This is a genomic window from Cupriavidus sp. GW821-FHT02F09, assembly GCF_059421605.1.
Window position 1 is genome coordinate 1 of record NZ_JBWKVH010000033.1, and the last position, 24,316, is coordinate 24,316.

General features: G+C 66.7%; 25 protein-coding genes. 9 read left to right on the forward strand and 16 right to left on the reverse strand.

Going from position 1 to position 24,316, the window contains the following annotated elements:
* Window positions 1-116 precede the first annotated feature (116 nt).
* The 5 genes from ybeY to AC07XB_RS27945 all read right to left on the reverse strand — a co-directional run bounded on the left by ybeY (window position 117) and on the right by AC07XB_RS27945 (window position 5,547).
* Window positions 117-869: an rRNA maturation RNase YbeY gene (ybeY, locus tag AC07XB_RS27925; protein ID WP_174427761.1), complete on the reverse strand. Its 753-nt coding sequence runs from the start codon at window positions 867-869 to the stop codon at window positions 117-119.
* Window positions 870-883: 14 nt separating this feature from the next.
* Entirely contained in the window at window positions 884-1,879 is a 996-nt protein-coding gene (locus tag AC07XB_RS27930; RefSeq protein WP_043343789.1) for a PhoH family protein, read from the reverse strand.
* A 40-nt stretch (window positions 1,880-1,919) separates the two neighbouring features.
* Window positions 1,920-3,272: a tRNA (N6-isopentenyl adenosine(37)-C2)-methylthiotransferase MiaB gene (gene miaB, locus AC07XB_RS27935; RefSeq protein WP_492830762.1), complete on the reverse strand. Its 1,353-nt coding sequence runs from the start codon at window positions 3,270-3,272 to the stop codon at window positions 1,920-1,922.
* 94 nt (window positions 3,273-3,366) lie between these two features.
* On the reverse strand, window positions 3,367-3,747 hold the full coding sequence (locus AC07XB_RS27940) for a hypothetical protein (protein WP_492830763.1): 381 nt from the start codon (window positions 3,745-3,747) through the stop codon (window positions 3,367-3,369).
* Between the two features lie 111 nt (window positions 3,748-3,858).
* Window positions 3,859-5,547 carry a ClcB-like voltage-gated chloride channel protein gene (locus AC07XB_RS27945; RefSeq protein ID WP_492373760.1) on the reverse strand — a complete coding sequence of 563 codons (1,689 nt, stop codon included), beginning with the start codon at window positions 5,545-5,547 and terminating at the stop codon, window positions 3,859-3,861.
* Window positions 5,548-5,854: 307 nt separating this feature from the next.
* On the opposite strand from AC07XB_RS27945, the gene AC07XB_RS27950 reads away from it, so the two are divergent.
* The gene (locus AC07XB_RS27950) at window positions 5,855-7,525 is read left to right on the forward strand and encodes a DEAD/DEAH box helicase (RefSeq protein ID WP_492830764.1); all 1,671 of its coding nucleotides are present in this window, start codon (window positions 5,855-5,857) and stop codon (window positions 7,523-7,525) included.
* A gap of 33 nt (window positions 7,526-7,558) precedes the next feature.
* On the forward strand, window positions 7,559-8,620 hold the full coding sequence (locus AC07XB_RS27955; protein ID WP_492373762.1) for a serine/threonine protein kinase: 1,062 nt from the start codon (window positions 7,559-7,561) through the stop codon (window positions 8,618-8,620).
* Between the two features lie 30 nt (window positions 8,621-8,650).
* On the opposite strand, the gene AC07XB_RS27960 is transcribed toward AC07XB_RS27955, so the two are convergent.
* Window positions 8,651-9,088, reverse strand: coding sequence for a universal stress protein (locus AC07XB_RS27960; RefSeq protein ID WP_183034476.1), 438 nt, complete (start codon window positions 9,086-9,088; stop codon window positions 8,651-8,653).
* Between the two features lie 270 nt (window positions 9,089-9,358).
* Here AC07XB_RS27960 and AC07XB_RS27965 point away from each other — a divergent pair, with 270 nt between their 5' ends.
* The 3 genes from AC07XB_RS27965 (at window position 9,359) to AC07XB_RS27975 (ending at window position 11,842) form a co-directional block, all read left to right on the forward strand.
* Window positions 9,359-9,520 carry a hypothetical protein gene (locus AC07XB_RS27965; RefSeq protein WP_492814575.1) on the forward strand — a complete coding sequence of 54 codons (162 nt, stop codon included), beginning with the start codon at window positions 9,359-9,361 and terminating at the stop codon, window positions 9,518-9,520.
* Between the two features lie 295 nt (window positions 9,521-9,815).
* Window positions 9,816-11,333, forward strand: a complete 1,518-nt coding sequence (locus AC07XB_RS27970; RefSeq protein ID WP_492830789.1) for a M20/M25/M40 family metallo-hydrolase — start codon at window positions 9,816-9,818, stop codon at window positions 11,331-11,333.
* Between the two features lie 89 nt (window positions 11,334-11,422).
* A complete protein-coding gene (locus AC07XB_RS27975) occupies window positions 11,423-11,842 on the forward strand; it encodes a carboxymuconolactone decarboxylase family protein (RefSeq protein WP_492373764.1) in 420 nt (139 codons plus the stop codon).
* Between the two features lie 296 nt (window positions 11,843-12,138).
* On the opposite strand, the gene AC07XB_RS27980 is transcribed toward AC07XB_RS27975, so the two are convergent.
* Complete coding sequence (locus AC07XB_RS27980; protein WP_492830765.1) at window positions 12,139-12,369, reverse strand: hypothetical protein; 231 nt, start codon at window positions 12,367-12,369, stop codon at window positions 12,139-12,141.
* A gap of 117 nt (window positions 12,370-12,486) precedes the next feature.
* Window positions 12,487-13,428, reverse strand: coding sequence for a LysR substrate-binding domain-containing protein (locus AC07XB_RS27985; RefSeq protein WP_492373765.1), 942 nt, complete (start codon window positions 13,426-13,428; stop codon window positions 12,487-12,489).
* A gap of 263 nt (window positions 13,429-13,691) precedes the next feature.
* On the opposite strand from AC07XB_RS27985, the gene AC07XB_RS27990 reads away from it, so the two are divergent.
* Window positions 13,692-14,648 (forward strand): Bug family tripartite tricarboxylate transporter substrate binding protein, encoded by a 957-nt coding sequence (locus tag AC07XB_RS27990; RefSeq protein ID WP_477134447.1) that lies wholly within the window; start codon window positions 13,692-13,694, stop codon window positions 14,646-14,648.
* Between the two features lie 42 nt (window positions 14,649-14,690).
* Window positions 14,691-15,917 (forward strand): aminotransferase-like domain-containing protein, encoded by a 1,227-nt coding sequence (locus tag AC07XB_RS27995; RefSeq protein WP_492830766.1) that lies wholly within the window; start codon window positions 14,691-14,693, stop codon window positions 15,915-15,917.
* 31 nt (window positions 15,918-15,948) lie between these two features.
* Here AC07XB_RS27995 and AC07XB_RS28000 read toward each other — a convergent pair whose 3' ends face one another.
* The 4 genes from AC07XB_RS28000 to AC07XB_RS28015 all read right to left on the reverse strand — a co-directional run bounded on the left by AC07XB_RS28000 (window position 15,949) and on the right by AC07XB_RS28015 (window position 19,367).
* Window positions 15,949-16,686 (reverse strand): helix-turn-helix transcriptional regulator, encoded by a 738-nt coding sequence (locus AC07XB_RS28000; protein WP_492373767.1) that lies wholly within the window; start codon window positions 16,684-16,686, stop codon window positions 15,949-15,951.
* A 221-nt stretch (window positions 16,687-16,907) separates the two neighbouring features.
* Window positions 16,908-17,483: a flavodoxin family protein gene (locus AC07XB_RS28005; RefSeq protein ID WP_492830767.1), complete on the reverse strand. Its 576-nt coding sequence runs from the start codon at window positions 17,481-17,483 to the stop codon at window positions 16,908-16,910.
* Between the two features lie 77 nt (window positions 17,484-17,560).
* Window positions 17,561-18,316 carry an AAA family ATPase gene (locus tag AC07XB_RS28010; RefSeq protein WP_492830768.1) on the reverse strand — a complete coding sequence of 252 codons (756 nt, stop codon included), beginning with the start codon at window positions 18,314-18,316 and terminating at the stop codon, window positions 17,561-17,563.
* Between the two features lies 1 nt (window position 18,317).
* A complete protein-coding gene (locus AC07XB_RS28015) occupies window positions 18,318-19,367 on the reverse strand; it encodes an AvrD family protein (protein ID WP_492830769.1) in 1,050 nt (349 codons plus the stop codon).
* Between the two features lie 231 nt (window positions 19,368-19,598).
* Here AC07XB_RS28015 and AC07XB_RS28020 point away from each other — a divergent pair, with 231 nt between their 5' ends.
* Window positions 19,599-20,630: a DUF6352 family protein gene (locus tag AC07XB_RS28020; RefSeq protein ID WP_492830770.1), complete on the forward strand. Its 1,032-nt coding sequence runs from the start codon at window positions 19,599-19,601 to the stop codon at window positions 20,628-20,630.
* Between the two features lie 51 nt (window positions 20,631-20,681).
* Here the strand turns inward: AC07XB_RS28020 and AC07XB_RS28025 are convergent, their stop codons facing one another.
* Window positions 20,682-21,056 (reverse strand): hypothetical protein, encoded by a 375-nt coding sequence (locus tag AC07XB_RS28025; protein WP_492373772.1) that lies wholly within the window; start codon window positions 21,054-21,056, stop codon window positions 20,682-20,684.
* Between the two features lie 114 nt (window positions 21,057-21,170).
* A complete protein-coding gene (locus tag AC07XB_RS28030; protein WP_492373773.1) occupies window positions 21,171-22,082 on the reverse strand; it encodes a DMT family transporter in 912 nt (303 codons plus the stop codon).
* 162 nt (window positions 22,083-22,244) lie between these two features.
* Between AC07XB_RS28030 and AC07XB_RS28035 the strand changes: the two genes are divergently transcribed.
* Window positions 22,245-22,715 carry an Lrp/AsnC family transcriptional regulator gene (locus AC07XB_RS28035; protein WP_006158020.1) on the forward strand — a complete coding sequence of 157 codons (471 nt, stop codon included), beginning with the start codon at window positions 22,245-22,247 and terminating at the stop codon, window positions 22,713-22,715.
* A 9-nt stretch (window positions 22,716-22,724) separates the two neighbouring features.
* On the opposite strand, the gene mdcH is transcribed toward AC07XB_RS28035, so the two are convergent.
* Window positions 22,725-23,663 carry a malonate decarboxylase subunit epsilon gene (mdcH, locus tag AC07XB_RS28040; protein ID WP_492830771.1) on the reverse strand — a complete coding sequence of 313 codons (939 nt, stop codon included), beginning with the start codon at window positions 23,661-23,663 and terminating at the stop codon, window positions 22,725-22,727.
* Window positions 23,660-24,298: a malonate decarboxylase holo-ACP synthase gene (locus AC07XB_RS28045; protein WP_492830772.1), complete on the reverse strand. Its 639-nt coding sequence runs from the start codon at window positions 24,296-24,298 to the stop codon at window positions 23,660-23,662. Before AC07XB_RS28045 ends, mdcH begins: the two co-directional genes overlap by 4 nt.
* Window positions 24,299-24,316: the final 18 nt, after the last annotated feature.

Sequence of the window (24,316 nt, forward strand, 5' to 3'; positions counted from 1 at the left end):
TTTCCGCTCTTTTCGCCGAATCCCGAGGCGCCCCATACGGCCTAGGTGAACCTTGACGGCTCGCTTCGCATCGCGCTGAGGTGTTCGCCGCCTGGGGGCGGGTCACACGGCTACACCTAGTCCTTGATTTTGGTGTTGCCGTCTGCCAGGTACGGATCCGGGAAGCCTAGGGCTTGCAGCGTTTCCGTCTCGATGGCTTCCATTTCTTCCGCTTCGCCATCTTCTTCGTGCTCGTAGCCCTGCGCATGCAGGACGCCGTGCACGATCAGGTGGGCGTAGTGCGCTTCAAGCGACTTTTTCTGCTCGCGGGCTTCCTGCTCCACTACCGGGCAGCACAGGACGATGTCGCCGCTGACCGGGTCGGACTCGTGCTCGGCATAGGCGAAGGTCAGCACATTGGTCGCGTAGTCCTTGCCGCGGTAGCTGCGGTTCAGGCTGCGGCCTTCTTCCTCGCCCACGAAGCGGATGGTGAGCGTCGCATCGGCGTACAGCGCGGACTTGGCCCAGGTCTGGACCTTGCGCTGGGTCGGCAGGCCGCGCTGCCCCTTGATGCCTTCGCCATATTGCAGTGCCAGTTCCAGGGATGGCGGCGTGGCGGGTGTGCCGGTGGTGGTGACCGTAGGCGTGGCGGTAACGGCGACCGACAAGGCGTCGTGGTTGTCCGGGCGCACCAGCAGGCCGGCCTGCTGGCGGTCGTCGGTGTGCTCGGCCAGCAGCGCGACGACGCCGTCGGCGGCTTGCGACAGGTCCACGGTGATGCTGCGGCCGTCAGGCAGTTGCACGCGCAGGGCGTGTGCCTGGGTCTTGCGCGCGCGGCCTTCGGCGTCGAACAGGATCAGGCTGGCGGGGGAGGAGGATTTTGCGTTCACGATTGGGCGTTTGATTAAGCGTCTCGGTGTTGAGCGTGATATTCGTCATAGGCATCGACGATGCGCGCCACCAGCGGGTGTCGCACCACGTCGGTGCTGGTAAAGCGGGTCATGGCCACGCCGCGCACTTCACGCAGCACGTGCTGGGCTTCCACCAGCCCGCTCTTCTGCCCGCGTGGCAGGTCGATCTGGGTGGTGTCGCCGGTGATGACCGCCTTGGAGCCAAAGCCGATCCGGGTCAGGAACATCTTCATCTGCTCGGGCGTGGTGTTCTGCGCCTCGTCCAGGATGATGAAGGCGTGGTTCAGCGTGCGCCCGCGCATATAGGCCAGCGGCGCGACCTCGATCATCTGGCGCTCGAACATCTTCTGCGTGCGGTCGAAGCCGAGCAGGTCGTAGAGTGCGTCGTACAGCGGCCGCAGGTAAGGATCGATCTTCTGGGCCAGGTCGCCGGGCAGGAAGCCCAGGCGTTCGCCGGCTTCCACCGCCGGTCGCGTCAGCACGATGCGCTTGACCGAGTCGCGCTCGAGCGCGTCCACGGCGCAGGCCACCGCCAGGTAGGTCTTGCCGGTGCCGGCCGGGCCGATGCCCAGAGTCAGGTCGTGCGCCAGCACGTTGCGCAGGTAGTCGCGCTGCATGGGCGTGCGCCCGTGCAGGCCCGCGCGGCGCGTGTGCAGCACGGGGGATTCGTCATCGTCGCTGCCGGTATCCGCGCTCGCGCCGTCGGGCACATAGCCGCCGTGCGCGGCGACCTGGCGCGCCTCGACCAGGCCGAGCTGCACGTCGTCGATCGACAGGGCGGTGCGGGCGTTGTTGTAGAAGCGCTCAAGGGCCGCCGCGGCGTCGCGGGCGTAGGCGCCGCGCACGGTCATGCGATGGCCGCGGCGCTGGATGGTGACGTCGAGCGCTTGCTCGATCTGGCGCAGGTTCTCGTCAAGCGGCCCGCACAGGTTCTGCAGGCGGGCGTTGTCGTCCTTGGGGGCGACGAATTCGGCTGAAGGGATTTTCATCTGGGTACGAGTGGCTGCATCGGGCTGCATCGGGCGTGGGTTACTGGCGCACGACGATTTCGCCGCGCAGCGAATGCGGGAAGGCTTCGGTGATGGCCACATCCACCATTTCGCCGACCATGCGGTCGCGCCTGGCCTGGGGCACGCCGGGCAGTGCGAAGTTCACCACGCGGTTGTTCTCGGTGCGGCCGTGCAGCTCGGTTGGATCCTTGCGTGCCGGGCCTTCCACCAGGATGCGCTGCGCCGATCCGACCATGCCTTTGCTGATGCGCTGCACGTTTTCCTCGATGGTGGCCTGCAGATGCTGCAGGCGCCGCAGCTTGACCTCGTGCGGCGTGTCGTCGGCCAGGCTGGCCGCCGGCGTGCCGGGGCGCGGGCTGAAGATAAACGAGAACGAAGTGTCGTAGCCGATCTCCTCGATCATCGCCATCAGCTTGTCGAAGTCCGCCTCGGTCTCGCCGGGGAAGCCGATGATGAAGTCGGATGACAGCGACATGTCCGGGCGCAGCGCGCGCAACTTGCGGATGATGCTCTTGTATTCCAGCACGCTGTAGCCGCGCTTCATCGCCATCAGGATGCGGTCTGAAGCGTGCTGCACCGGCAGGTGCAGGTGGTTGACCAGCTTCGGGCAGCGCTCGTACATCTCGATCAGGCGCGGCGTGAACTCCTTCGGGTGGCTGGTGGTGTAGCGGATGCGCTCGATGCCGGGGATCTCGGCCACGTATTCGATCAGCAGCGCGAAGTCGGCGATCTCGCTGGTGCCGCCCATGGCGCCGCGATACGCGTTGACGTTCTGGCCCAGCAACGTGACTTCGCGCACGCCTTGCTCGGCCAGCCCGGCGACTTCCGCCAGTACGTCCTCGAACGGGCGGGAGACTTCCTCGCCACGGGTGTAGGGCACCACGCAGTAGCTGCAGTACTTGGAGCAGCCTTCCATGATGGAGACAAAGGCGCTCGGGCCTTCCACGCGTGCCGGCGGCAGATGGTCGAACTTTTCGATTTCGGGAAAGGAAATGTCCACCTGCGAGTGGCCGGTCTGCTGGCGGCGGTTGATCATGTCAGGCAGGCGGTGCAGCGTCTGCGGGCCGAACACCACGTCGACATAGGGCGCACGCTTGACGATGGCGGCGCCTTCCTGGCTCGCCACGCAGCCGCCCACGCCGATCACCAGGTCCGGCTTGACGGCCTTGAGCGCCTTCAGGCGGCCCAGTTCGGAGAACACCTTCTCTTGCGCCTTCTCGCGCACGGAGCAGGTGTTAAAGAGGATGACGTCCGCTTCTTCCAGCGTGTCTGTCTTCTCCATGCCCTGGGTGGCATGGAGCATATCGACCATCTTGTCCGAGTCATACTCGTTCATCTGACAGCCGTAGGTTTTGACGAAGACTTTTTTCATGGTGCCGATCTCAGTGGTTGACCTGGGGGCATCAGGGTTTTATGGGGGCGAAAGATATCCGGGCCTCGGCGCGTCGCCGCGCCCCGGACTACGACTATTGCGCTGCTTTTTGTTCCTGCTCGGTCAGCACCCAGGCCGTCAGCAACTGGCCGTAGAGGTCGAGCTTGAACCGTACCGGCAGCTTCTGGCCGGCCACCGCCCCGATGGGCAGCAACTGGTTGTCCGTGCCGAACAGCCGCAGGCCCGGCGCCACGCCAACGGTCTTGCCGTCCAGCGTGGCCGACTGTGGCGCGCTGGGCGACTGCGCGGCGAGCACCAGCTTGGCCTTGGCCGCGTCCGCGGGGATCACGCGCAACGCCTGCTGCGCATACGCCGTTGCCGGCAGCAGCGCGGCGGGCAAAACAAGCGATGCAGCTAGCAAGGCGGTCCGGACCAAAACGAAAAGGGCAGGGCGCGCGGCACGGTTGGCTGGCATGGAGGCTCCGGCGGAAACGGTTCGGAAAACAAAAGCGATTCAGGTCTGCTCCCCGGCGGCGCGGGCCGGGCAACCTTGTATTCTACCCGGTCGCCCGCCGGCCGCGCGGCGCTAGAATAGCCCGGATGCTTCCTGCAGCACACGCTGCTTGGAGACCGTGCCCATCAGCTCGCGCCCGGCCGTATCGCGGATCAGCGGGATCCGGTTGAGCGCGTGATGGGTGAACAGCCGCAGCGCGTCGGGCAGCCGCGACTCCGGCGTCAGGGTGGGGAAATCGCGTTCGCACAGTGCCAGCAGGCCCGCGTGCGGCCGCTCGCGCAGGGCACGTTGCACCGCATGGATCGACAGCGCGCCCAGCAGGCAGCCATCCGGCCCAATCATATAAAGATAGCGCGTGCCGGTCTCGGCGAACTTGTCGCTGGCCTGCTCCAGCGTGGCCTCGGGGCCGATGACGGTGTCGGTGGCGTCGCACAGCCCGGCCAGCGTCAGCGCCCGCGCGCGCTCCGCGGCGGCGGATGCCTGGGTGCGCTCTGCCACCACGCTGTACAAGGACAAGGTCTGGCAACGCGATGCGGTGTAGTAGGCCGCCGCAGCGCCGATCATGCCCGGCAGCAGCAGCGCCGGGGCCAGCGTCATCTCGAACACCATCAGCACCGACATCAGCGGCGCCTGGCTGGTGGCGGCCAGGAAGGCGGCCATGCCAACCAGCGGCAGCAGCGGCGCGCCGCTGCCGCCTGGCACGGCGGGTGCCAGCAGCTGCCCGAGCGCCGCGCCGACGAACAGCGAAGGCGTGAACACGCCGCCCACCGCACCCGAGCCCATGCTGAGCACGGTGGCCAGCAGCTTGGCCAGCAACACCGCCGCCAGCGATACGCTCAAGGGGTGCGCCTGCAAGATCGACTGGATGGTGTAGTAGCCGTTGCCGACCACCTCGGGCACCCAGATCGCCAACACGCCCACCATCGCACCGCCCAGCGCCAGGCGCGGCACCAGGCCGCCCGGCACCCGGGCAAAGGCACCCTTGGCCAGGCTGGAGGCGCGCATGAAGAGGGCGCCGGACACGCCGGCCAGCACGCCGAGCAAGACCGCCGCCAGCAGCATGGGCGGATGCAGCAGGTCGGCGGGCACGGTCAGGCCGGGGTAGAGCGGCTGCAGGCCGCCATGTAACTGGCTGACCACGGTGCCCGCCACGGAAGCCAGGAACAGCGGCATCAGGCGCTGCACTGCCACTGCGCCGAAGACCACCTCGGCCACGAAGACCGCCGCCGATAGCGGCGTGTGGTACACCGAGGCCAGCCCGGCGGCCGCCGCGCAAGCCGTGAGCATGCGCCGCAGGTTGGTGTCGCCGTCCGGCCCGCTGCCGCCGCGCGCGGACGGAAACACCGATCCGCACAGGGCCGCGAGCTGGATCATCGCGCCTTCCTTGCCCACCGAGCTACCGGTGACGATGGAGCAGAACGAAGACAGCGCGCGCAGCAAGGTGATGCGCACCGGCAGGCGCCCGGTGCCGCTGGCAACCGCCTCCATATAGTCGGAGACGCCTGGCTGCGCGGCGTTGAGCTTGGCTGCCGCCGTCAGCAGCAAGCCCGCGATCACGCCGCCGAGCGTCGGGATCGCCACCCGCCAGATCAGGGCGAGGCCCGCGAATACCGTGACGATATCGGCATGCGTGCCAAACATCACATAGCCGCTTGCGTCCAGCGCCTCCTTGAACAGGGTGGTGACGATGGCCGCGGCAATCCCTACCGGGATGGCAGTAAAGAGGGTGACTTCCTGGTCTTCGATGAACCTGAACCGCATCGTGTCGGCATCCGGGGGCTGGGATGGGCTGGGCCGGGCTGGCGCGCGCCCGCGCGGTGCGTGGGCTCACCCAGGCAGGGGCCAGGCGGGGGATGGCCGCCATCATAGCGCAGCGGCGCGCGCGTCCCTCGGGGCGCAGCGCGCGCGTGAAAGCGCCAGGCTGGTACACTAGCGGTCTTTCCTCCTAAAGAAGCGGGGGCAGTCGCCTCGCTTCGCCGGTCGGTATTTCCGGTTTTCGGTTTTCTCACTCACGTCGCCCCCGCGATTGGCGCACCACATGCGCAAAGGGCGGCCGAAGCGTCAATTCATGTCTTTTTCCGAACTTGGCTTGTCCGACAAGCTTATGCGTGCCGTGGCCGAACAGGGCTATACCACGCCGACTCCGATTCAAGCGCAGGCGATTCCCGCCATCCTGAAAGGGGGCGACCTGCTTGCCGGCGCGCAGACCGGCACCGGCAAGACGGCCGGCTTCACGCTGCCGCTGCTGCAACTGCTGTCCGAATCCTCGGCCGGCCGCGAACCCGCGCGTGGACAGCGCCTGCCGGTGCGCGCACTGGTCCTGACCCCGACCCGCGAACTGGCGGCGCAGGTGGAAGAAAGCGTCCGTAACTACGGCAAGTACCTCAAGCTGCGCTCCATGGTGATGTTCGGCGGCGTGGGCATCAACCCGCAGATCGAACAGCTCAAGCGTGGTGTCGATATCGTGGTGGCCACGCCCGGCCGCCTGCTCGATCACCTGTCCCAGCGCACCATCGACCTGTCGCACGTGGAAATGCTCGTGCTGGACGAAGCCGACCGCATGCTCGACATGGGCTTCATCCACGACATCCGCAAGATCCTCAACGTCTTGCCGCCGAAGCGCCAGAACCTGCTGTTCTCGGCCACCTTCTCTGACGAGATCCGTGGCCTGGCCGACCGCCTGCTGGACAACCCCGCTTCCATTGAAGTGGCGCGCCGCAATACCACGGCCGAAACCGTGGCGCAACGCGTCTACCCGGTGGACCGCGAGCGCAAGCGCGAACTGCTGGCCCACCTGGTGCGCGAGAACGACTGGCACCAGGTGCTGGTGTTTACCCGCACCAAGCACGGCGCCAACCGCCTGGCCGAGCAGCTCGACAAGGACGGCCTGTCGGCATTGGCGATCCACGGCAACAAGAGCCAGTCGGCCCGCACGCGCGCGCTGACCGAGTTCAAGGCCGGCACGCTGCGCCTGCTGGTGGCGACCGATATCGCCGCGCGCGGCATCGACATCGACCAACTGCCCCACGTGGTCAACTACGACCTCCCCAACGTGCCCGAAGACTACGTGCACCGTATCGGCCGTACCGGCCGCGCCGGCGCCGAGGGCGAGGCGATCTCGCTGGTCTGCGTGGATGAAATCTCGCTGATGCGCGATATCGAGCGGCTGATCAAGCGCCAGATCGAGCAAACCATCTTGCCGGGCTTCGAGGTCGATCCGAGCATTCCGGCCGAGCCGATCCAGAAGGGCCGGCAGGCACGCGGCCAGGGCCAGGGCCAGGGCAACGGTGGTGGTGGCCGTGGCCGCGGCCAGGCACCCGCCGGCGGCCAGCCGCGCGGCCGTGCACCGGCAGCGGAAGCTGGCGAGCGCCAGCAACGTCCGGCACGCGCGCCACAAGGCCGCAGCCAGGCTCCCGCGGCGGCCGATGGGCAAGGCCAGCGCCGCGCGCCGCAGGCACCGGGCCAGCGTCCGGCGCAGGGCAGCGCACGACCCGCTTCGGTCGGGCAAGGCAGCCCGCGCAACGGTCAGGCCAATGGCAACCGCACCGGCGAGGCCAACGGCAACCGTGCTGCTGGCAATGGCAACCGTGATCGCAATGGCGATGTCAACGGCAACCGCGCCGGTGCCAACACCCACGCCGCGCAGCCGCGCACCGGACAGGATCCGGCGGCACGCGGCCGCCGTCCGGCGCCGCAAGCCGCGCTGCTGGGCGGCCAGCGCGCCAAGCCCACGCGCTAACTCCATAACGTTCCCCAACGGCTGCCACGCGCAATGTCCAGTTCAGGGTTTGACCTTCAGGTGCCCGGCGACGGCGGCACGCCCATCGATGGCGATGGCGTGCCCTACGCCAGCCTCACGCCGGACCTGATGCTGGATGCCATGGAGGCCGCCGGGTTCGAGCCGGATGGCCGCCTGCTGGCGCTCAATAGCTATGAGAACCGGGTCTGGCAGGTGGGGATCGAAGGCAGCGCGCCGGTGGTGGTCAAGTTCTACCGCCCCGGCCGCTGGAGCGACGCCGCCATCCTGGAAGAGCATGCTTTCGTGCGGCAACTGGCCGACGCCGAGATTCCGGCGGTGCCGGCCATCGCGCGCGACGGCGCCACGCTGCTGGCGCATGCGGGTTTTCGCTTCGCGGTGTTTCCCCGCTGCGGGGGGCGCGAACCGGAGCTGGATCGTGCCGATACGCTGACCTGGCTTGGCCGTTTCATCGGCCGCATCCATGCGCTCGGCGCCACGCATCCTTACCAGGCACGCCCCACCATCGACGTGGACACCTTCGGGGTGGCCCCGCGCGACTGGCTGCTGGCGCAAGACTGTATTCCCCTGGAACTGCGCCCGGCTTGGCAGGCGGTTGCCGACCTCGCCGTGGATGGCGCTCGCCGCTGCTTCGAGCGCGCGGGCGATGTCGCGCAGTTGCGCCTGCATGGCGATTGCCATCGCGGCAATGTGCTGTGGATCGAGGAGTCGCATGCGGGTTCGCGCCCACCCGGGCCGCACTTTGTCGATTTCGACGATAGCCGCATGGGGCCGGCGGTGCAGGATCTGTGGATGCTGCTGGAAGGCGACCGCGCCGCCCAGCAGGGCCAGATGGCCGACATCCTGGCCGGCTATGAGGATTTCGCGGAATTCCAGCCGCGTGAGCTTTACCTGATCGAGGCGCTGCGCACGCTGCGCCTGCTGCATTACAGCGCCTGGCTGGCCAGCCGCTGGCGCGATCCGGCCTTTCCGGCGGCATTCCCGTGGTTTGGGACTGCCCGCTACTGGCAGGACCGCATCCTCGAGCTGCGCGAGCAGGTCGCGCTGATGGACGAGCCGCCGCTCTGGCCGGTCTGACCTGGCACCGGCCAGCCCAGGCCGGCTGCCTTACTTCTTGCCCGGGGCCTTGACCAGGACGACCGGGCACGGGGCGTGCGCCAGCACCCGTCCCGCCACCGAACCAATCACCGCATCGAAGAACGAGCCGCGGCCGTGCGTGCCCATGACGATGCCGCGTGCGTCCACGCTGGCGGCGTAGGCGACGATGCGCTCCGGCGCAAAGCCGTGCAGCGCATGTTGCTCGAAGGCGATGCCCGCGGCGCCGAGGATGTCGGCCACGGACTGCATGGCCTTACCGCTTTCTTCCTGATGCCAGGCGTCGATGGTTTCCTTGCTGACGAAGGCGCGTACCTGTCCGGTGACATCGGGCGTCACATGGACCACATGCACGGTAAAGCCGCTTTGCAGCAATTTGCCTTCGGCGATGAAGCGGGCGGCTGCGTCGGAAAAGGGCGAACCGTCGGTGGCGAGCACGATGTTGGTCATGGCGGCTATCTCCTGTAGTGGCTGTGATCGTTGTCGGCATGGCGGCCCCCGCCGGGGTGGCCCGGGGGCGGTCACTACGGTCATGATGGCACCCTGCGGGCAACCCTGCCTGGATCCAGATCAAGTCGGGCGCAATCGCCGGCGCCTTCCACGAGCCTTCCGAGAGCCTTCCAATTCCCCGTTTTGACGGTTTTTTTGCACCGTGCCGTGGCATCTCAGCGCCTTTTTGATGCGGGGAAATCTACGCTGCAGATAGGACAACTCTGTCGGATGTTCCGGCTTGCCGCCATGTGGATCTACTATCGGTTGGCGATCGGCGCGCTGGCCATGCTCGCGCTGATCCTGCTTTTTGCCATGGAATTCGGGCTGGCCAGTGCCATTGCGCGCCGCGAGGAGGGCTTTTCCCGGTCGCCCGATGAGCAGGGTCCCTGAAGGTGCCTGCGCGCTGCCGGGCCCGATGAAGGCGCGCCGCCAGGGGCGCCGCGCGTGGACAAGTTGCATGTAGCGGTTCAGACTGCCGGGTGCGGGCCGCGCGGCTGTCTTGCGGCCCGCCCGCCGTATCCGTCGCCATGCACTTTCCTATCCAACAAGAGCCATGAGACTACGTTCCCTTGCCCGCGCGCCTGGCAGCGCGCCGCATTGCGCCCCCCTGCATACCCATTCCCATACCTTCCAGTCCCCCTTGCGCAGCGCTGTCCGCGCGACCGTGTGCAGCGCCCTTGGCGCCATGCTGCTGGCCGCTGGCGCGCACGCCGCCACGCTCGACGGCGTGCAGCTGCAGCAGCACGCCGATCAGGCCGCGGCGCGCAGTTACCGCGAATGGGTCGAGTTGCTGGCGCTGCCCAACGACGCCACCGTGCCGGCGGATATCCAGAAGAACGCGGACTGGCTGGTCAAGGCCTTCGCCCGGCGTGGCTTCCAGGCGCGCGAGCTGCCCAATAATGGCAAGCCGATGGTCTACGCCGAATATCCCGCCAGCACGCAGCAAAACGCTGGCCCGCGCAAGACCGTGCTGTTCTACATGCATTTCGACGGCCAGTCGGTAACGCCGTCGCAATGGGCGCAGCCCAGCCCGTGGGAGGCTACGCTCAAGGCGCGCAGCGCCGATGGCAAGTGGGAAACGCTGCCGCTGGACAAACTCTACGCCGGCCAGGTCGATCCCGAATGGCGCGTGTTCGGGCGTTCGTCGTCCGACGACAAGGGCCCCATCGTGATGTTCCTGGCCGCCATGGATGCGCTCAAGGCCGCCGGGGTGGACCCGGCGGTCGATATCAAGGTGCTGCTGGATTCCGAGGAGGAGAAGGGCTCGCCGTCGCTGGGCAAGGTGATCGCGGACAACCTGGCGCTGCTGCGCAATGACGGCATGGTGATCTTCGATGGCCCCATGCACCAGAGCAACCAGCCCACGCTGATCTTCGGCAACCGCGGCGTGCTGCTGGTGCAGCTCAAGGTATTCGGCGCCAGCCAGGGCCTGCACAGCGGCCACTACGGCAACTATGCCGCCAACCCCGCGCAGCGGCTGGCAAACCTGCTCGCCACCATGAAGGACGACGACGGCCGCGTCACCATTGCCGGTTACTACAAGCCGGTAAAGATCGATGAACGCGCGCGCCGCATCATGGCCGCCGTGCCAGACGACGAGGCCGCGCTGCGCCGCCGCCTGGGCATCGCGCGCGCCGAGCGCGTTGGTGCCAACTACCAGGAGGCCATGCAGTACCCCACGCTGAACGTGCGCGGCATGGCCGCCGGCGACGTGGGCGAGAAGGCCCGCACCATCATTCCGGAAGTGGCGGTGGCCGAAATCGATATCCGCACCGTGCCGGAGACCAGCCCGCAATCCCTGTTCGGCCTCGTCAGGCAGCACGTGGAAAAACAGGGCTACCACCTGGTCAAGGGCGAGCCTACCGACGACGACCGCGCGCGCTATCCCAAGCTTGCTTCGGTCACCGCGGGCGAGGTCTCGGCCTCCAGCTCCGCAGCGCGCACGGACCTGTCGGCGCCGATCAGCCGGTGGCTCACTCAGGCCATGCAGCAGTCCTACGGCAAGGCACCGGTGCAGATCCGCATGATGGGTGGCACCGTGCCGACCGGCGCGGCGGTGCAGGCGCTGCAGGCGCCGTTCGTGATCGTGCCGCTGGTCAATGCGGACAATAACCAGCACAGCTACGACGAGAACATGCGGTTGGGCAATTACCGCGATGGCATCCGTACCGTGATGGGCATCCTGCAGACACCGTTCAAGTAAGGGGCAACGCCGTAGGCCGCAGGCGCCGCGTATCCGCCAGGACGCGGCGTGCCTGCCCAATGACCCATGCAATCACAGGAGATAGCAAGATGACGCAAGCCAGGCAAGATCCCGCCGCCTACGCGCAAACGCCGGCCTTCGAAGCCGGCCGGCAGGTACGTTCGGAAGTCATGGGAGAACAACACGTGCAGCGCGCGTTCGACGCCGCGCAACAGCAGGGCGATGTCGGCCTGCAGCAACTGGTGACGGAGTTCGCCTGGGGCACGGTGTGGACGCGTGACGGCCTGGACCGCAAGCAGCGCAGCCTGGCCACGGTATCGATGCTGATCGCGCTCAACCGGCCGCAGGAACTGACCGGCCATCTGCGCGGCGCCCTGGCCAATGGCGTGACGCCGCTGGAATTGCGTGAACTGGTGGTGCACAGCGCGGTGTACTGTGGCTTTCCGGCGGCGCTGGACGCCGGGCGCAAGCTGGCCGAAGTGCTGGAGGCTGCCAACGTGAAGGGCTAAGTGGGCGGTAGCAGGCGGGGGCAGGCTTGTGGCAGATGCACGGCCGTTTCGGACATCCGGAATCATGCCAGAATGCGCGGCGCTTGCCTTGCCAGCGCTCAACCGCCCAGGCGCGCAAGCGTGTCAGCCCTAACGCTGCAGCGCCTGCGCGGCGAAGGTCACGAGGTAGCCGCTGCCCAGGCAGGCGGCGATCCATCCGGCGAGGATCAGGGCGGTGTCTTTGACGGTCATGATGCGTTCCTGCTGTCTGTGCTGTCTGTGCTGTCTGTGCTTTCCGTGCAGCGCTTGCTTGATGCTCACACGGAGAAACCGAACGGATAGTCATGCTTGACCGTGCGGGCGCCGTCACTGAACACGTCGACCTTGCGCGCGCCATCGGTATAGGCGTCGGCCGAGCGGTGCACGTAGCCGTAGTTGTCGCCGGCGTGGGTGCCGCGGGCGTCCGCGGCAAAGGCGGAGTTCAAGGAGAGCAGGGCGGTGCCGGCGATGGCGGCAGCGAGGAACAGGCGGGCGGTGGTAATTCTCATGATCTATCTGCCTTGTTGAAATTGGGAGAACATATTCCGTCTCCATGTGACAAAGGATAGATCTGGTACGGGATCGATAAGGGTCCCTGTATCGTATTCGATATTCAAATTTTCTGATTAAACGTCCTGTGCAAGCCCCGGGGCCCGCCCCGAGGCCTGCCGCGCGGCAAAATCCTGCGCCGCCGCCAGCAGCCAGGTCCGCAGGCGCGACATCGCATCGCTCATTGGCCGCGAGTCCGGCGCCACCAGGTAGTAGGCGCGCTGCGAGCGCATGGCCTGCGCCACCGGCATCACCAGCAGGCCCAGCGCCAGGTACTCCTCCACCAGGAAGCGCGGCACCAGGCCCACGCCCAGCTTGGCGCGGGCGGCGCTGATCACCATGCTGTGGTGGTCATAGCGCGTGCCGCGCATGGCGTTGACGTCGCCCACACCGGCCGCCTCCATCCAGTTCTTCCAGTCCAGCCGGCGCGTCGACAGGTGCAGCAAGGGCGCCTGCGCGATGCGCTGGGCGCTGACCGGCCCTTCGCCGGCAAACAGCTCAGGATGGCAGATCGGCACCGATTCTTCATCGAACAGCGGGTCGGCGCGGCCGCCCGGATAGTTGGCTTCGCCGTAGTGGATGGCAGCGTCGTACGGCGTGCCGTCGAACAGGAACACATCCGCTTGCGCGCTGAAGTTGACCACCACCTGTGGATGCTGCGCGTAGAACGCCGGCAAGCGGGGGATCAGCCATTCCACTGCCAGGGTCGGCACGCAGGCCAGTTCCACGATACCGCCCGCGCCCTCGTGCGCCATGATGTCCAGCGTGTCGCGCTGCAGCTTTTGCAGGCTTTCCCGTACCTGGTAGCCGTATAGCGATCCGGCCGGCGTCAGGCTGACGCGCTGGTTGGCGCGGTGGAACAGCGCCACGCCGAGCTGGCTTTCCAGTGTGGCGATCTGGCGCGAGACGGCGCTCTCGCTCAGGCAGAGTTCCGCCGCGGCCCGGCGCAGGTTCTGGTGTCGGGCGGCGGCTTCGAAGGCGCGCAGGCTGCTGAGGCTGGGAATGCGGGAGGCGCTCATGGGGCGAGTGGCAAGGGGCGGTTGACTTGGGCATCTCACTGGCACCCCAGGTTGATGCATGAAAGTTATCATCCTATGCGTAAATCTCGCTTGAAGTAAAAAAGTTGATGACTAAAAATGCCGAACTCCCGGAATGTTGCCTATAGGCCTTCCGGCGTTCCCCGCCCCCCAAGAGACCAGAGACGGGACATCACAACCAATAAGGAAACGAGGAGACCGGCATGAATCGACTGCTTCGCATCATCGGCCATTGCGGCATTTCAATGGGTTTGCTGGCCGTGACCGCGGCCACGGCCAGTGCGGACGACTTCCCTAACAAGCCGGTCCGCATCATCGTGCCGTATCCGGCCGGCGGCACCACCGACATGGTGGCGCGCATGATCGGCGACCAGCTTACCGTGATGTGGAAGCAGCCGGTGCTGGTGGACAACCGTCCTGGCGCCGGCGGCATCGTTGGCACCGGCGTGGCGGCCAAGTCGCCGGCGGATGGCTACACGCTGCTGATGGGCTCGGTCGGCGAGTTCGGCATCAATCCCACGCTGTACAAGAAGCTGCCCTACGACGCCGCGGCGGACTTCGTGCCCGTTTCGCTGGTGGCCAAGGTGCCCAACGTGGTGGTGATCTCGCCGGCATTTGCCGAGCGCGCCCGCGTGACCACGCTGGCGGAGTTCATCGCCTACCTCAAGGCCAATCCCGCCAAGGTCAACATGGCCTCGGCCGGCAACGGCACGTCGACCCATCTGGCGGGCGAGCTGTTCCAGCGCATGACCGGTACGCAGATGAGCCACGTTGCCTACAAGGGCAGCAGCCCGGCGCTGGCCGACCTGATGGGCGGCAGCGTCGACGTGATGTTCGATAACTTGCCCGCATCGATCCAGTTCGTCCGTGCCGGCAAGCTCAAGGCGCTGGCGGTTACCTCCGCAGCTCGTTCGGCGGCGCTGCCCAATGTGCCCACCGTGGCAGCGGCCGGGCCGGTCGAAGGCTTCGACGCCAGCCCGTGGTTCGGCCTGTTTGCGCCCAAGGGCCTGCCCGCCGCGATTGCACAGAAGATCAGCCGCGACCTGGCACGCGCCACCAGCGATCCCGCCATCCAGGCCAAACTGCGCGAGCAGGGCGCCGAGTTGGCGCCGAACTCGCCGGAAGCGTTCGCCGAACTGGTGCGCAACGATCGCCGCAAGTGGGGCGAGATCGTCAAGCTCTCCGGCGCCACCGTCGATTGATCGACTGATCGACCGATCGACTGATCCCACACCGAGCCTCTCATGAGCACGCCAGTCCATCCTTACGCGTTCGCGCCGGCCATGCGGGAGCCGCAAGGCTCGCCCATCCGCGAGCTGTTTCCCTACATGAGCCTGCCGGACATGATCTCGTTCGCGGGTGGCTATCCCTCGCCGGCCAGCTTCGATGCCACCGCGCTGCAGGATGCCGCGTCCAAGGTCATGGCCACCAATCCCGCGCAATGCCTGCAGTATGGGCCGACCGAGGGCATGCCCGCGCTGCGCCAGGCATTGTCCGCGCTGATGGCGGAGCGCGGCGCGCCATTGCCACCGGAGCAGGTTGTGGTGACTTCGGGCTCGCAGCAAGGCTTCGACCTGCTGGTGCGGGCCTTTGTCGCGCCGGGCACGCCGGTGTGGGTGGAAACGCCGACCTATCCCGCCGCCGTGCAGGCGCTGCGGCTCGCCGGCGCCGCCGTGCGCGCCATCCCTTCCGACCAGGACGGGCTGTGCGTGCAGGCCCTTGCCACCATGCTGGCGGATTGCCCCGACGCCGAACGGCCGCGCCTGCTCTATCTGGTGCCCACCTTCGCCAACCCGAGCGGGCGCACGCTGGCGCTGGCGCGCCGCCGCGCCGTGCTCGCGCTCGCCGCGCAGCACCGCATCGTGGTGGTGGAAGACGATCCCTACGGCAGCCTGCGCTTTGACGGCGAGCCGCTGCCCTCGCTGCTGTCTCTGGCCGCGCAGGAGCCCGCGCTGACACCGTGGGTGATCTATCTCGGCAGCTTCTCCAAGACCATGGCGCCCGGGCTGCGCCTGGGCTGGATGGCCGGGCCCGCCGAAATCCTGCGGCGCGCGGTGATCGCCAAGCAAGTCTGCGATCTGTGTACCTCGCCGTGGCTGCAGCTCGCCATGGCAAGCTGCCTGGCGGACGGCCTGCTGCCCCGCCAGACCGCGCGCATCATCGACCTTTACCGCCACAAGCGCGACCTGATGGTGCAGGCCCTGGCCGATGCGTTCGGTTCCGCGCTGCGCTGCGAAACCCCGCAAGGCGGCATGTTCCTGTGGTGCGAGATCGAGGGCGTGGCCGACGCGGCCAGCCTGCTGCCGCACGCCATCGCGGCGCGCGTGATGTATGTGCCGGGCGCCAGCTTTGGCGTGGACGGACAGCGCTCGGCCGCGCTGCGGCTATCGTTCGCCACCGCGTCCGATACGCAGATCGTGGAAGGCGTGGCGCGTTTGCGGCAGGCGGTAATGTCCAGCCAGGGCGCTTAGCCAGAACCGCTTCGCTTCATGAAACGGCCACTTAGCGGGATATCGCCACCTGCCGGTTCCTGGCATCCAGTTTGCGCAGGATGTGTTGAACCTGGGTCTTCACCGTCCACTCGCTCTTGTTGAGGATACGTGCGATTTCCCAGTTGGTCTTGCCTTGGCGGAGCCAATGGAAGACCGCTTGCTCCGCTTTGGTGAGGGATCGTACGGCCGCGCTCGCGGGATTGCCGCTCCCTCTGAGATGATGGATCTTGACGAGAGCTTCGTGGACCCCGAGGGCAACCGCCTCGGCATGGTGCTCGTGGTGAGCGCGGCGCGCCGTATCCACGCCGAACAGCGCGAAATAAGACGCCAGCCCGCGGTCCGCATCGACGTGTCCGTGGAGAAAAAGATTGCCAAGCGCGTATTGCTTGAATAACGACGCCAATGCCACGTTCTCGCCGGCCATGTCCGGGCAGAAAAACTGAGGAGTGCGCGCCAGGATCCAGTGCGAAAAAACCGGGCAGCCCACGCCTGGGCTACGCGTAACCTGTTGCAGGTAGGCCTCCGGCACGCGAAAGGTGAACGTTTCGAGTGGCCTGACCCCCAAGGTATGTTTGGTGGTCAGGCCGAATGCGGACATCTGGTGCGGGATCAGTTCATTGAGCCAGGTGCGTGACCAGTGCAGGAAGCTATCCGGATCCGCAATCGCGGCGGACCGCATGGACTGCTGAATCTCCCGGCCACGGCTGGAAGGTGCTTTCACATAAAGCGCAGACGCATGCATGTCCATCGTTGTCGCTCCTTAAGCACCTGCCCTTGCGCATTGGATGCGCACGGTGGGTTGGATGGGTAGGGACGGAGCGCGCGCCGGGTGAGCGATGTGTCGTGTCCGCCGATCGTTATGGAGGCGCATGCCACAACCGCTGGTGCCGGCGCCGAAGTACCCGGAAATCATCGTCCGGGTATGTCCTCGGGTCAAGCGGATAATTCTCGAACTTGGCCCGCGCTCAATCAGCGCGTGCCGTAGATGAACCGGGTGGCAGCCTCGGCGACTTGCTTGCCCAGTGCCTGAGCCGTATCGCGATCGCATTGCGGCGGAGCGACATCGGGCGATTCGTCCGCATTGGCCTGGGCCATGGCGCCCAGGAAGCCGCCGACCCGGTTCAGGTCCCGCGGGGTTCCCTGGCTGGTGTGATAGCCGGGCATCGTACCCAGCGGTACCCAGATCATGGCGTGTTGCGCGGCAAAGATCGTCATTTGCATCAGGGTGTTCAGCTTGTCCCCGCTCCAGCATGCCGAGCAAGTGAACCCGGCCGCAAGCTTGTTACGCCAGCCCTGCGACGCCCAGACGACGGAGGAGTCATCCATGAATCGCTTGAAGTCGGCAGGGACGTTCCCCATGAACGTGGGGGCGCCAAAGATGATTGCGTCGGCCTGGTCGAGTTCGCTCCAGCGGCTGTTCACCTCAGAGACAGGAATGAGGCTTGTGGTTGTGTTGGCGATCGACTGCGCGCCCACTTGGACCGCATGGGCGAGCACGGCGGTGTGGCCTGCGTTACTTTGATAGACGATGGCAATCCTGGGCATGGGGAACTCCTTTTTGCGTTGTTGGCGGTGGGAAACTGGAAGGCAGAAGACTCGGCCTTCTGGGCGGTGTGAACGCTTTACAAGGTGCTTAATTCGCGCGCCAGGCGATGGCGCCAGTCCATGCCTTCACGGAACGACTGATGGCGGGCGTTGCTCTCCTGCTCGATGCGTGCCGCGTTGGCGCGGGCCATGGCGATGGCGTCGGGGATGCTGCATAGGTGCGGCCATCCATAGAGCGCTGTAATTTGCGCGAGTCTCTGTTCGATCGATCCGCCCACCACGCGGCAGGGAATGCCAAGCGCCTGCAACCTCTCCAGCAGCATGCGCTCCGTCATGCGGCGAAACGCTTCCGAGACGGGGCGATGGCCATCGTCGGTCATCGGGAACTCGATCGGCAGGTGGATCACCTCCTCATACGAGGCGCGGGCGTGCGCCTCCACCGCGTGCATGAGTCGCTCAAAGATGTGTTCATGCGTGGGGCGATAGCGCAAGCCCAGTAGCTTGCGCAGGCCACGGGTTAGTGGCCCATTGGCGGGATTGATCCCCGCGATCAGGCGGCCTCGGGCATAGATCCACTCGTGCAGGCAGGAGCCGTCCGAAATGTAGGTGTCTCCACACATGTGCTCGGACACGACACGCTCCTTGAACCGCCACAGGCAGAGTTCCATCAGTTCGGGAATGCTGCACTGCTCAAGCACCTTGCCCGGTAGCGCTTCCGGCATGATTTCGCGCATGGTGCGGGCATTGGTGCGGGGAATGCCGGTCAGGTAACCCAGGGCATCGGTCGTGGTCGACTTGCCGGTGGAGTAAGTGCCGGAGATCACGATGCGCATGTCAGTCCCTGCTCGCAGGCGGGGCATCTTCTTCCGTCGCGGGGAGGTGGTGGGCGAATGTGAAGGTGGCGGTCATTGTGCCAAGCTGGCATAGGAACCGGAAGACGGACCAATTGCATCCATTCGCGCGCCTGCGCTTGTGGCTCAACGTGTGCAGCTCGATCAATTGCTGGCGGCGGACCTTGCAGGGCACGGCGGTGCTGATAATGAAATCCCGCATCCAGAGCGTATTGCTCCGGGTTCGTGAAATCCTGTCTTTCTGGTAGATGACGGCTTGCGCCATCTGGGCGCAAGCCAATACGAACTCCACATTGGAAAGCGTTCGGTAGACGGATGTAGGGGCACTGAAGATGGTCTCCGCGATGGCATGGCCGTCGTCGGGACTGAGCATGAGATGGTGCAGATCGATCCCGTAGACGCCGCCGATCGCCAGCCTGCCGGCTACCGATTGCGGCGCATCGTGTTCGAGCATTCCGGTGTTGTCGACGTGTGTCGCATCGTTGCGCGGCTGCCCATTGTGGGTCAGGGTCACCGCCAGTTCCATGCCGCCAAGCTGCAGTTCAATCCGCGTGGAAAAGCGGTAGAGCGAGCGGCGATCCTTGAGCGGCTCGGTGACAATGCGATGGATGGCATAAGGCAGGGCGTCGAGCTGTTCATCGGGTGCAATTCCACTGCGAATCTCACAGCGATTGATCAGCACTTCAGGCTCGGACGGACTTGTCGTGAATCGCTGAGCTACCGCCCACTCGGAGAGCACCGCGCCCAGATGGGTTGCGTCCACTGTCGAGAGATGCGGCGGCGCCGTAGCGCCGGTGGACTTCCTGGACCAGTCCTGAGGATAGATGACCGCAACCTTGCCCTGGCATGGCAGCGCTGCGATGTCGGTGCAGGGCGCTATCACGCGATACTGGACGCGCTTGAATCCGGATCCGAAGTAGCGTTGTTCTCGCGGGCCCAGCAACTGATCAATGTCGGCAAAGTGGCGTGACTGTCCGCGCTGGGACGGGTGTTGCCGTGCGTGATTGGCGTCAGCCCTGGCGCTGAAGTGCATGGTTCGCCCCGTGAATTGTGCAGGAGGGAAAGTATCCGCGCGGGCGGTTTGCAGCGTACATACTCTGGTCGGAGTATTGCGCTCGGCAATCAAGTGCGGTCTGTGCGGGTTCTCCCAAGCGAGCCGCGCAATGGCCGCGCGCCAGGAAACTGGTTCTTTTCTGCCAAGGCGCAAGGGGCTCGCTGCCGCGGCCTATGGGATACTGAGGCTCCCCTTGTTTGCTAACCCACCATGGTTGAATCCATCCCCGCCCGCTGGCCCCATTCCGGCTTCGACCCCGCTGCGCGCGACGGCGACGGCCAGTTGCTGGCCAGCGACCACCTGCTGCGGATGTGGTGGCGCCGCCCGGAGGTAGCACCGGTGGACGAATCTTGCGACGCCGAGCGGGCGTTGCATGCTGCGTTGATCGCCGAGCCACGGCGGGCCGTGCCAGCCAGCGAGCTTACCGCCTTGCAAGACCCCGATGCCCGCGACAACTACGCCGTGGTGCTGGCCATGCGCGAGCGCCTGCTTGCCGCGCCGACCATCGAGGCGGCCTATCTGGATATTTTCCGCGAGGGCAACGTCAGGGTGCCGCCGGTCTTTATCGACCAGCTTGCGCACCTGATCGTGCACGGCATCCTGCATGACAGTGACAAGCCGGATCCGATGGAGTGGCGCGCCGCGGAGTTGTTCTCCCGCGCGCAGAAGGTCTCGCTGCAGGAAGGCGGGGTGATGCTGGCCGATGCCGACACCGTCGAGCTGCACGCGTCGGGCAGTGTTTACGGCGAGCTAGGCCGCATGCTGGCCGAAGCGCAGGTCCCGGCGCGCAAGGTGGAACTGGATGTACTGGATCGCGATAACGCGCAGGCTTACTGGGGACGCAGCGAGCGCCACGACACGGTGATCCGCTTCGCCAGCGGCAGCGCGGCGCTAGCGGCGTTCAGCCGCGTGCTCGCGCGTTGGGTGCGGCATTTCTTCGGGGTGGAGGTGACGGTGATGCCGCTCTCCGCGATCGAGGACCGGCAGTGGGCCTGGCATATCGGGCTGGACGCGCAGGCCACGCTGTTGCTCAATGACCTGTATCGCGGCGTGGAACTGGAGCCGCAGCGGCAGCGGCGCATCTTGTCGCTGTTCCGGCTGGATTTTGCCGATCCATCCGTGGTGCGCCCGGATGTGGCTGGCCGGCCCGTCTACCTGGCGGCGGCGATGAACGAGGCCGGGATCCTCAAGGTGAAGCCGCAGAATCTGCTGCTGAACCTGCCTCTGGCCTCGATCTCATAGCCGCTGGCCGCAGGAGCACCACGACCAGCAGGAGGAGCCACGTCCGCGCCATCAACGGCGCCATTCGCGGTCGCGGTCATGGTCGTGTTCGTGCCAATCACGCTCGCGCCGATCGCGTTCACGCCACTCGTGTTCACGCCATTCACGTTCGCGCCAGGCGCGCTCGCGCATACCGGGGCCGTAGTAGCCGGGGCCATAGTAACCCGGGCCTGTCACTACCACCGGCTGGGGCTGCACATACACCGGGGCCGGTTCATAGACTGGCGCGGCCCGGTACACGGGGGCTGGCTGGTAGACGGGAGCCGGCGCGACAAACACCGGGCCGGGCATGCCGATGCCGATGTCCACATCCACGCGCGCGAATGCGGCGCTGGATGCAAGGCCTGCAACAGCAGCAATGACGCAAAGGGTGGCAGTTTTCCGCACGGGTGGCTCCGGTTAGTGATTGGCTCCACTGTAAGCCGGCGCGCCGATGTCAGGTATTAGCGGGGTAATACAACTGTGTCTTCTTGTAACGTTTGATGCTTAATTTCCAAAGCATCAGGCGCCGCGCCACTGCAGCCGCCGTCCCAGCCACGGCGCCAGCGCCGACGTTGCCACCCCCAACGCGATCAGCGCCAGCCCGGCCGACAGATCCGCCGAGATCCGCTCCTGGAACGCCACCGCCGAGACCACCAGCCCGATCAGCGGCACGCACAGCATGGCGATCGAGGTGGCTGCAGGCGGCAAGGCCTGCGTCATGTTGAGCACCACGATAAAGGTCAGTGCGGTGGCCAGCGGTCCGGTGTAGAACAGCAGCGGCCAGATCTCCGGCACCGAGAGGAAGTGGGGCGCGCCGTCACGCAGCAGTGCCAGCACCACCAGCGGCACCGAGGCCACGGCGGTTTCCCACGGGATCATGTCCGCGCCCAGGCGCACCGTGCGGTTGGCGCGCAGCTGGATGATGCTGAGCGACCAGGCCAGCGACGCGCCGAGCAGCATCACCAGGCCCACGGCGGTATGCAACTGCCAGTCCCGCACGGTCGGGGCGATCATCAGCGCGATGCCGGCATAGCTCAGGCCGGTGGCGATCCACTGTGGGCGCGACAGCCGCTCCTTGAGCACCAGCGACGACAGCGGAATCACCCACACCGAGGTGGCATAGGCGATCACCGAGGCCCGCCCCGGCGGCACGTACTGCAGCGCCCACAGCGCCAGCGCGGTGAAGGCCGCCATCTGCAGCAGGCCCACACCGATCACCAGCGGCCATTCCTGCCGCGTGGGCACGCGCAGCCGGCGAAATGCACCCAGCACCAGGAAGCTGATGGCGGCGGCCGAGACGAAGCGCGCTGCGGCAAACCAGAGCGGGCTGACGTGGGTCAGGCCCAGCTTCATGACCGGCCAGTTGCCGCCCCAGATCGCCACGGCGCAGGCGAGGGGAATAAACCGGCGCCATCCTTGTTGTACTTGCATGCTTCGACTCGATTCTTTGACCAGGTTGTCCCGCCGCCATGAGATGGGAGGGGGATGCTGGAAAGTCTACGGTTTATTGCGCCGCAGCAAAAACCGAAAGCGGCTGCAAATGCGTGTCGTTGCGGCATAGAATGCTGTCATATAAAAAAACAGGAGTGCAACGTGCTGGACATCGACCTGGACGCCACGGATATCCGGATCCTCAACGAGCTGCAGCGAGACGCCAGCCTGACCAACGTGGAACTGGCCAGCCGCGTCAGCCTGTCCCCCTCGCCCTGCCTGGCGCGGGTCAAGCAGCTGGAAAAGCAAGGCGTGATCTCGCGCCGTGTCACGCTGCTGGACGCGCGCCGGCTCGGGCTGAAGGTGGTGGTGTTTATCCAGATCTCGCTGGACAAGCAGCGCCGCGAAACCCTGGATGCCTTCGAGCGGCGCATCACCACCCTGCCGCAGGTGATGGAGTGCTACCTGATGTCGGGCGATGCAGACTATCTGCTGCGCGTGGTGGTGGCCGATGTGGAAGCGCTGGAGCGGCTGATCATCGACCAGATCACGCGCATTCCCGGCGTGTCCAGCATCCGCTCCAGCTTTGCGCTCAAGCAGGTCCTGTACAGCACGGCGTTGCCGCTGGGCTGATGGCCCGGTTCAGGACGACGCCCGCAGCGCTTCACGCGCTGTGAGCGCCACCACGCTGTCGATGCGCGTGTCGGCGCAGGCCACGGCGATGCCGTCCGGCAGCAGCGGCGCGGCCAGCCGCGTCAGCACATTGCCGGGCGGCATTTCCACCGCCAGGCGCACGCCGCATTCGCGCGCCAGCAGCATGGCCTCATGCCAGCGCACCGGCACGGCAAGGTTGCGCGCCAGGTCGGCGGCGATGCGCGCCGGATCGCGCAGCTCGCGTGCCGCGCTAGCGCTGAAGTAGCGCAGGCGCGGCCGGTTGATGCGCACACCCTCGAACGCGCGAGCGAGCTCGATTGCCGCGCCGTCGAGCAGAGCGCAGTGCGAGGGCACGCTGATGGCAATGGGTTTGGCCGCGTGCGCGCCGCTGTCCAGCGCCAGCTCCGCAACGCGTGCCATGGCCGTCGAGGCGCCGGCAATCACGAACTGGGCGGGCGCATTAAGATTGGCCAGGTAGACCGGCGACGCCGGTCCGTGCACCTGCGCGATGATGCGCTCCAGCGGGCCCAGCTCCATGCCGAGGATCGCTGTCATGCCATAGCCGCTCGGATACGCTTGCTCCATCAGCGTTGCGCGCTGCGCCACCAGTCTGACCGCATCGGCATGGTCCAGCACGCCTGCGCAGACCGCCGCCGGGAAGGCGCCGATCGACAGGCCGGCCACGGCATCGGGTTTGGCGCCTTCGGCAAGCAGGCAGCGCGCCATCGCCACGCCAGCGGTCAACAGGCACAACTGCACGGCCACGGTGGACGCTAGTTCGGCCGCGCTGTCCAGCGCCAGCACATCGCGCCCGAGCACTTCGCTGGTCTCGCTTACAGTAGCGCGCACGGCAGGGTGGTCGGGCAGCGCATGCAGCATGCCGGGGCGCTGGGCGCCTTGCCCCGGAAAGGTGAATAGTGTGCTCATGGCTGCGGCTGCCAAGGGTCCTGGCTCATGACAGGGCCAGTCGCCGTTTTGAGCAACACGCGGCCGCCGGTGCGCACGCGCTCGCGCAGCGCGAACGCGCCAAACGGGGTGGCCACCTGGATGTCGATGCGCGCTTGCGCATCGTCGAGCAAGGCGGCCAGAGTGCGGGCCAGTTCGGCCGAAAGCGGCGTTCCCGCCGTAACCAGCAGGTCCAGGTCGCTGCCTGCATGCAGCACGTCAATGCCGCTGGCCAGCGTAAAGCCGACGCTGCCGGTCACGCCCCAGTCCACCTGCGCAGCATTCAGCTGCGGCGCGATGCGCGCCAGCGCGGCGAGCGCAGGCAAGGCGGCGCGGCGCGGATGATCCCGCCAGCGTGCCTGCCGCACGAGCATGTCCGGCGTGACCACGCGCGCTACCTGCGCGGCGGGCAGCCAGGCCGCGTGGCGCTGTGCGCGCGTGGTGCCGCGCAGCCCGACCGGGATACGGTCTTCGACGGCGCCATCGCGCCGCACCGCCAGCGGGGCTTGCGCGAGCCAGTCGGCACTTGCCCACGCCGGCAGCGCATTGGCACGGGCGAAACCCGGTGCGTCCGCGAGCCACAGCAGGTCATGCGGCAGGAGCGTGCTTGTGGTCATCTCATGCGCCGGTCGTGC

Coding starts and splice junctions, on each gene's coding strand:
- AC07XB_RS27975 (WP_492373764.1), top strand. CDS start 11,423: ATGACGCAAGCCAGGCAAGATCCCGCCGCCTACGCGCAAACGCCGGCC.
- AC07XB_RS28015 (WP_492830769.1), bottom strand. CDS start 19,367: ATGCACTTCAGCGCCAGGGCTGACGCCAATCACGCACGGCAACACCCG.
- AC07XB_RS28045 (WP_492830772.1), bottom strand. CDS start 24,298: ATGACCACAAGCACGCTCCTGCCGCATGACCTGCTGTGGCTCGCGGAC.
- AC07XB_RS27965 (WP_492814575.1), top strand. CDS start 9,359: ATGTTCCGGCTTGCCGCCATGTGGATCTACTATCGGTTGGCGATCGGC.
- AC07XB_RS28000 (WP_492373767.1), bottom strand. CDS start 16,686: ATGGACATGCATGCGTCTGCGCTTTATGTGAAAGCACCTTCCAGCCGT.
- AC07XB_RS27980 (WP_492830765.1), bottom strand. CDS start 12,369: ATGAGAATTACCACCGCCCGCCTGTTCCTCGCTGCCGCCATCGCCGGC.
- AC07XB_RS28030 (WP_492373773.1), bottom strand. CDS start 22,082: ATGCAAGTACAACAAGGATGGCGCCGGTTTATTCCCCTCGCCTGCGCC.
- AC07XB_RS27960 (WP_183034476.1), bottom strand. CDS start 9,088: ATGACCAACATCGTGCTCGCCACCGACGGTTCGCCCTTTTCCGACGCA.
- AC07XB_RS27970 (WP_492830789.1), top strand. CDS start 9,816: ATGCTGCTGGCCGCTGGCGCGCACGCCGCCACGCTCGACGGCGTGCAG.
- AC07XB_RS27950 (WP_492830764.1), top strand. CDS start 5,855: ATGTCTTTTTCCGAACTTGGCTTGTCCGACAAGCTTATGCGTGCCGTG.
- AC07XB_RS28010 (WP_492830768.1), bottom strand. CDS start 18,316: ATGCGCATCGTGATCTCCGGCACTTACTCCACCGGCAAGTCGACCACG.
- AC07XB_RS28020 (WP_492830770.1), top strand. CDS start 19,599: ATGGTTGAATCCATCCCCGCCCGCTGGCCCCATTCCGGCTTCGACCCC.
- AC07XB_RS27955 (WP_492373762.1), top strand. CDS start 7,559: ATGTCCAGTTCAGGGTTTGACCTTCAGGTGCCCGGCGACGGCGGCACG.
- miaB (WP_492830762.1), bottom strand. CDS start 3,272: ATGAAAAAAGTCTTCGTCAAAACCTACGGCTGTCAGATGAACGAGTAT.
- AC07XB_RS27940 (WP_492830763.1), bottom strand. CDS start 3,747: ATGCCAGCCAACCGTGCCGCGCGCCCTGCCCTTTTCGTTTTGGTCCGG.
- mdcH (WP_492830771.1), bottom strand. CDS start 23,663: ATGAGCACACTATTCACCTTTCCGGGGCAAGGCGCCCAGCGCCCCGGC.
- AC07XB_RS27985 (WP_492373765.1), bottom strand. CDS start 13,428: ATGAGCGCCTCCCGCATTCCCAGCCTCAGCAGCCTGCGCGCCTTCGAA.
- AC07XB_RS27930 (WP_043343789.1), bottom strand. CDS start 1,879: ATGAAAATCCCTTCAGCCGAATTCGTCGCCCCCAAGGACGACAACGCC.
- AC07XB_RS27945 (WP_492373760.1), bottom strand. CDS start 5,547: ATGCGGTTCAGGTTCATCGAAGACCAGGAAGTCACCCTCTTTACTGCC.
- AC07XB_RS27990 (WP_477134447.1), top strand. CDS start 13,692: ATGGGTTTGCTGGCCGTGACCGCGGCCACGGCCAGTGCGGACGACTTC.
- AC07XB_RS27995 (WP_492830766.1), top strand. CDS start 14,691: ATGAGCACGCCAGTCCATCCTTACGCGTTCGCGCCGGCCATGCGGGAG.
- AC07XB_RS28005 (WP_492830767.1), bottom strand. CDS start 17,483: ATGCCCAGGATTGCCATCGTCTATCAAAGTAACGCAGGCCACACCGCC.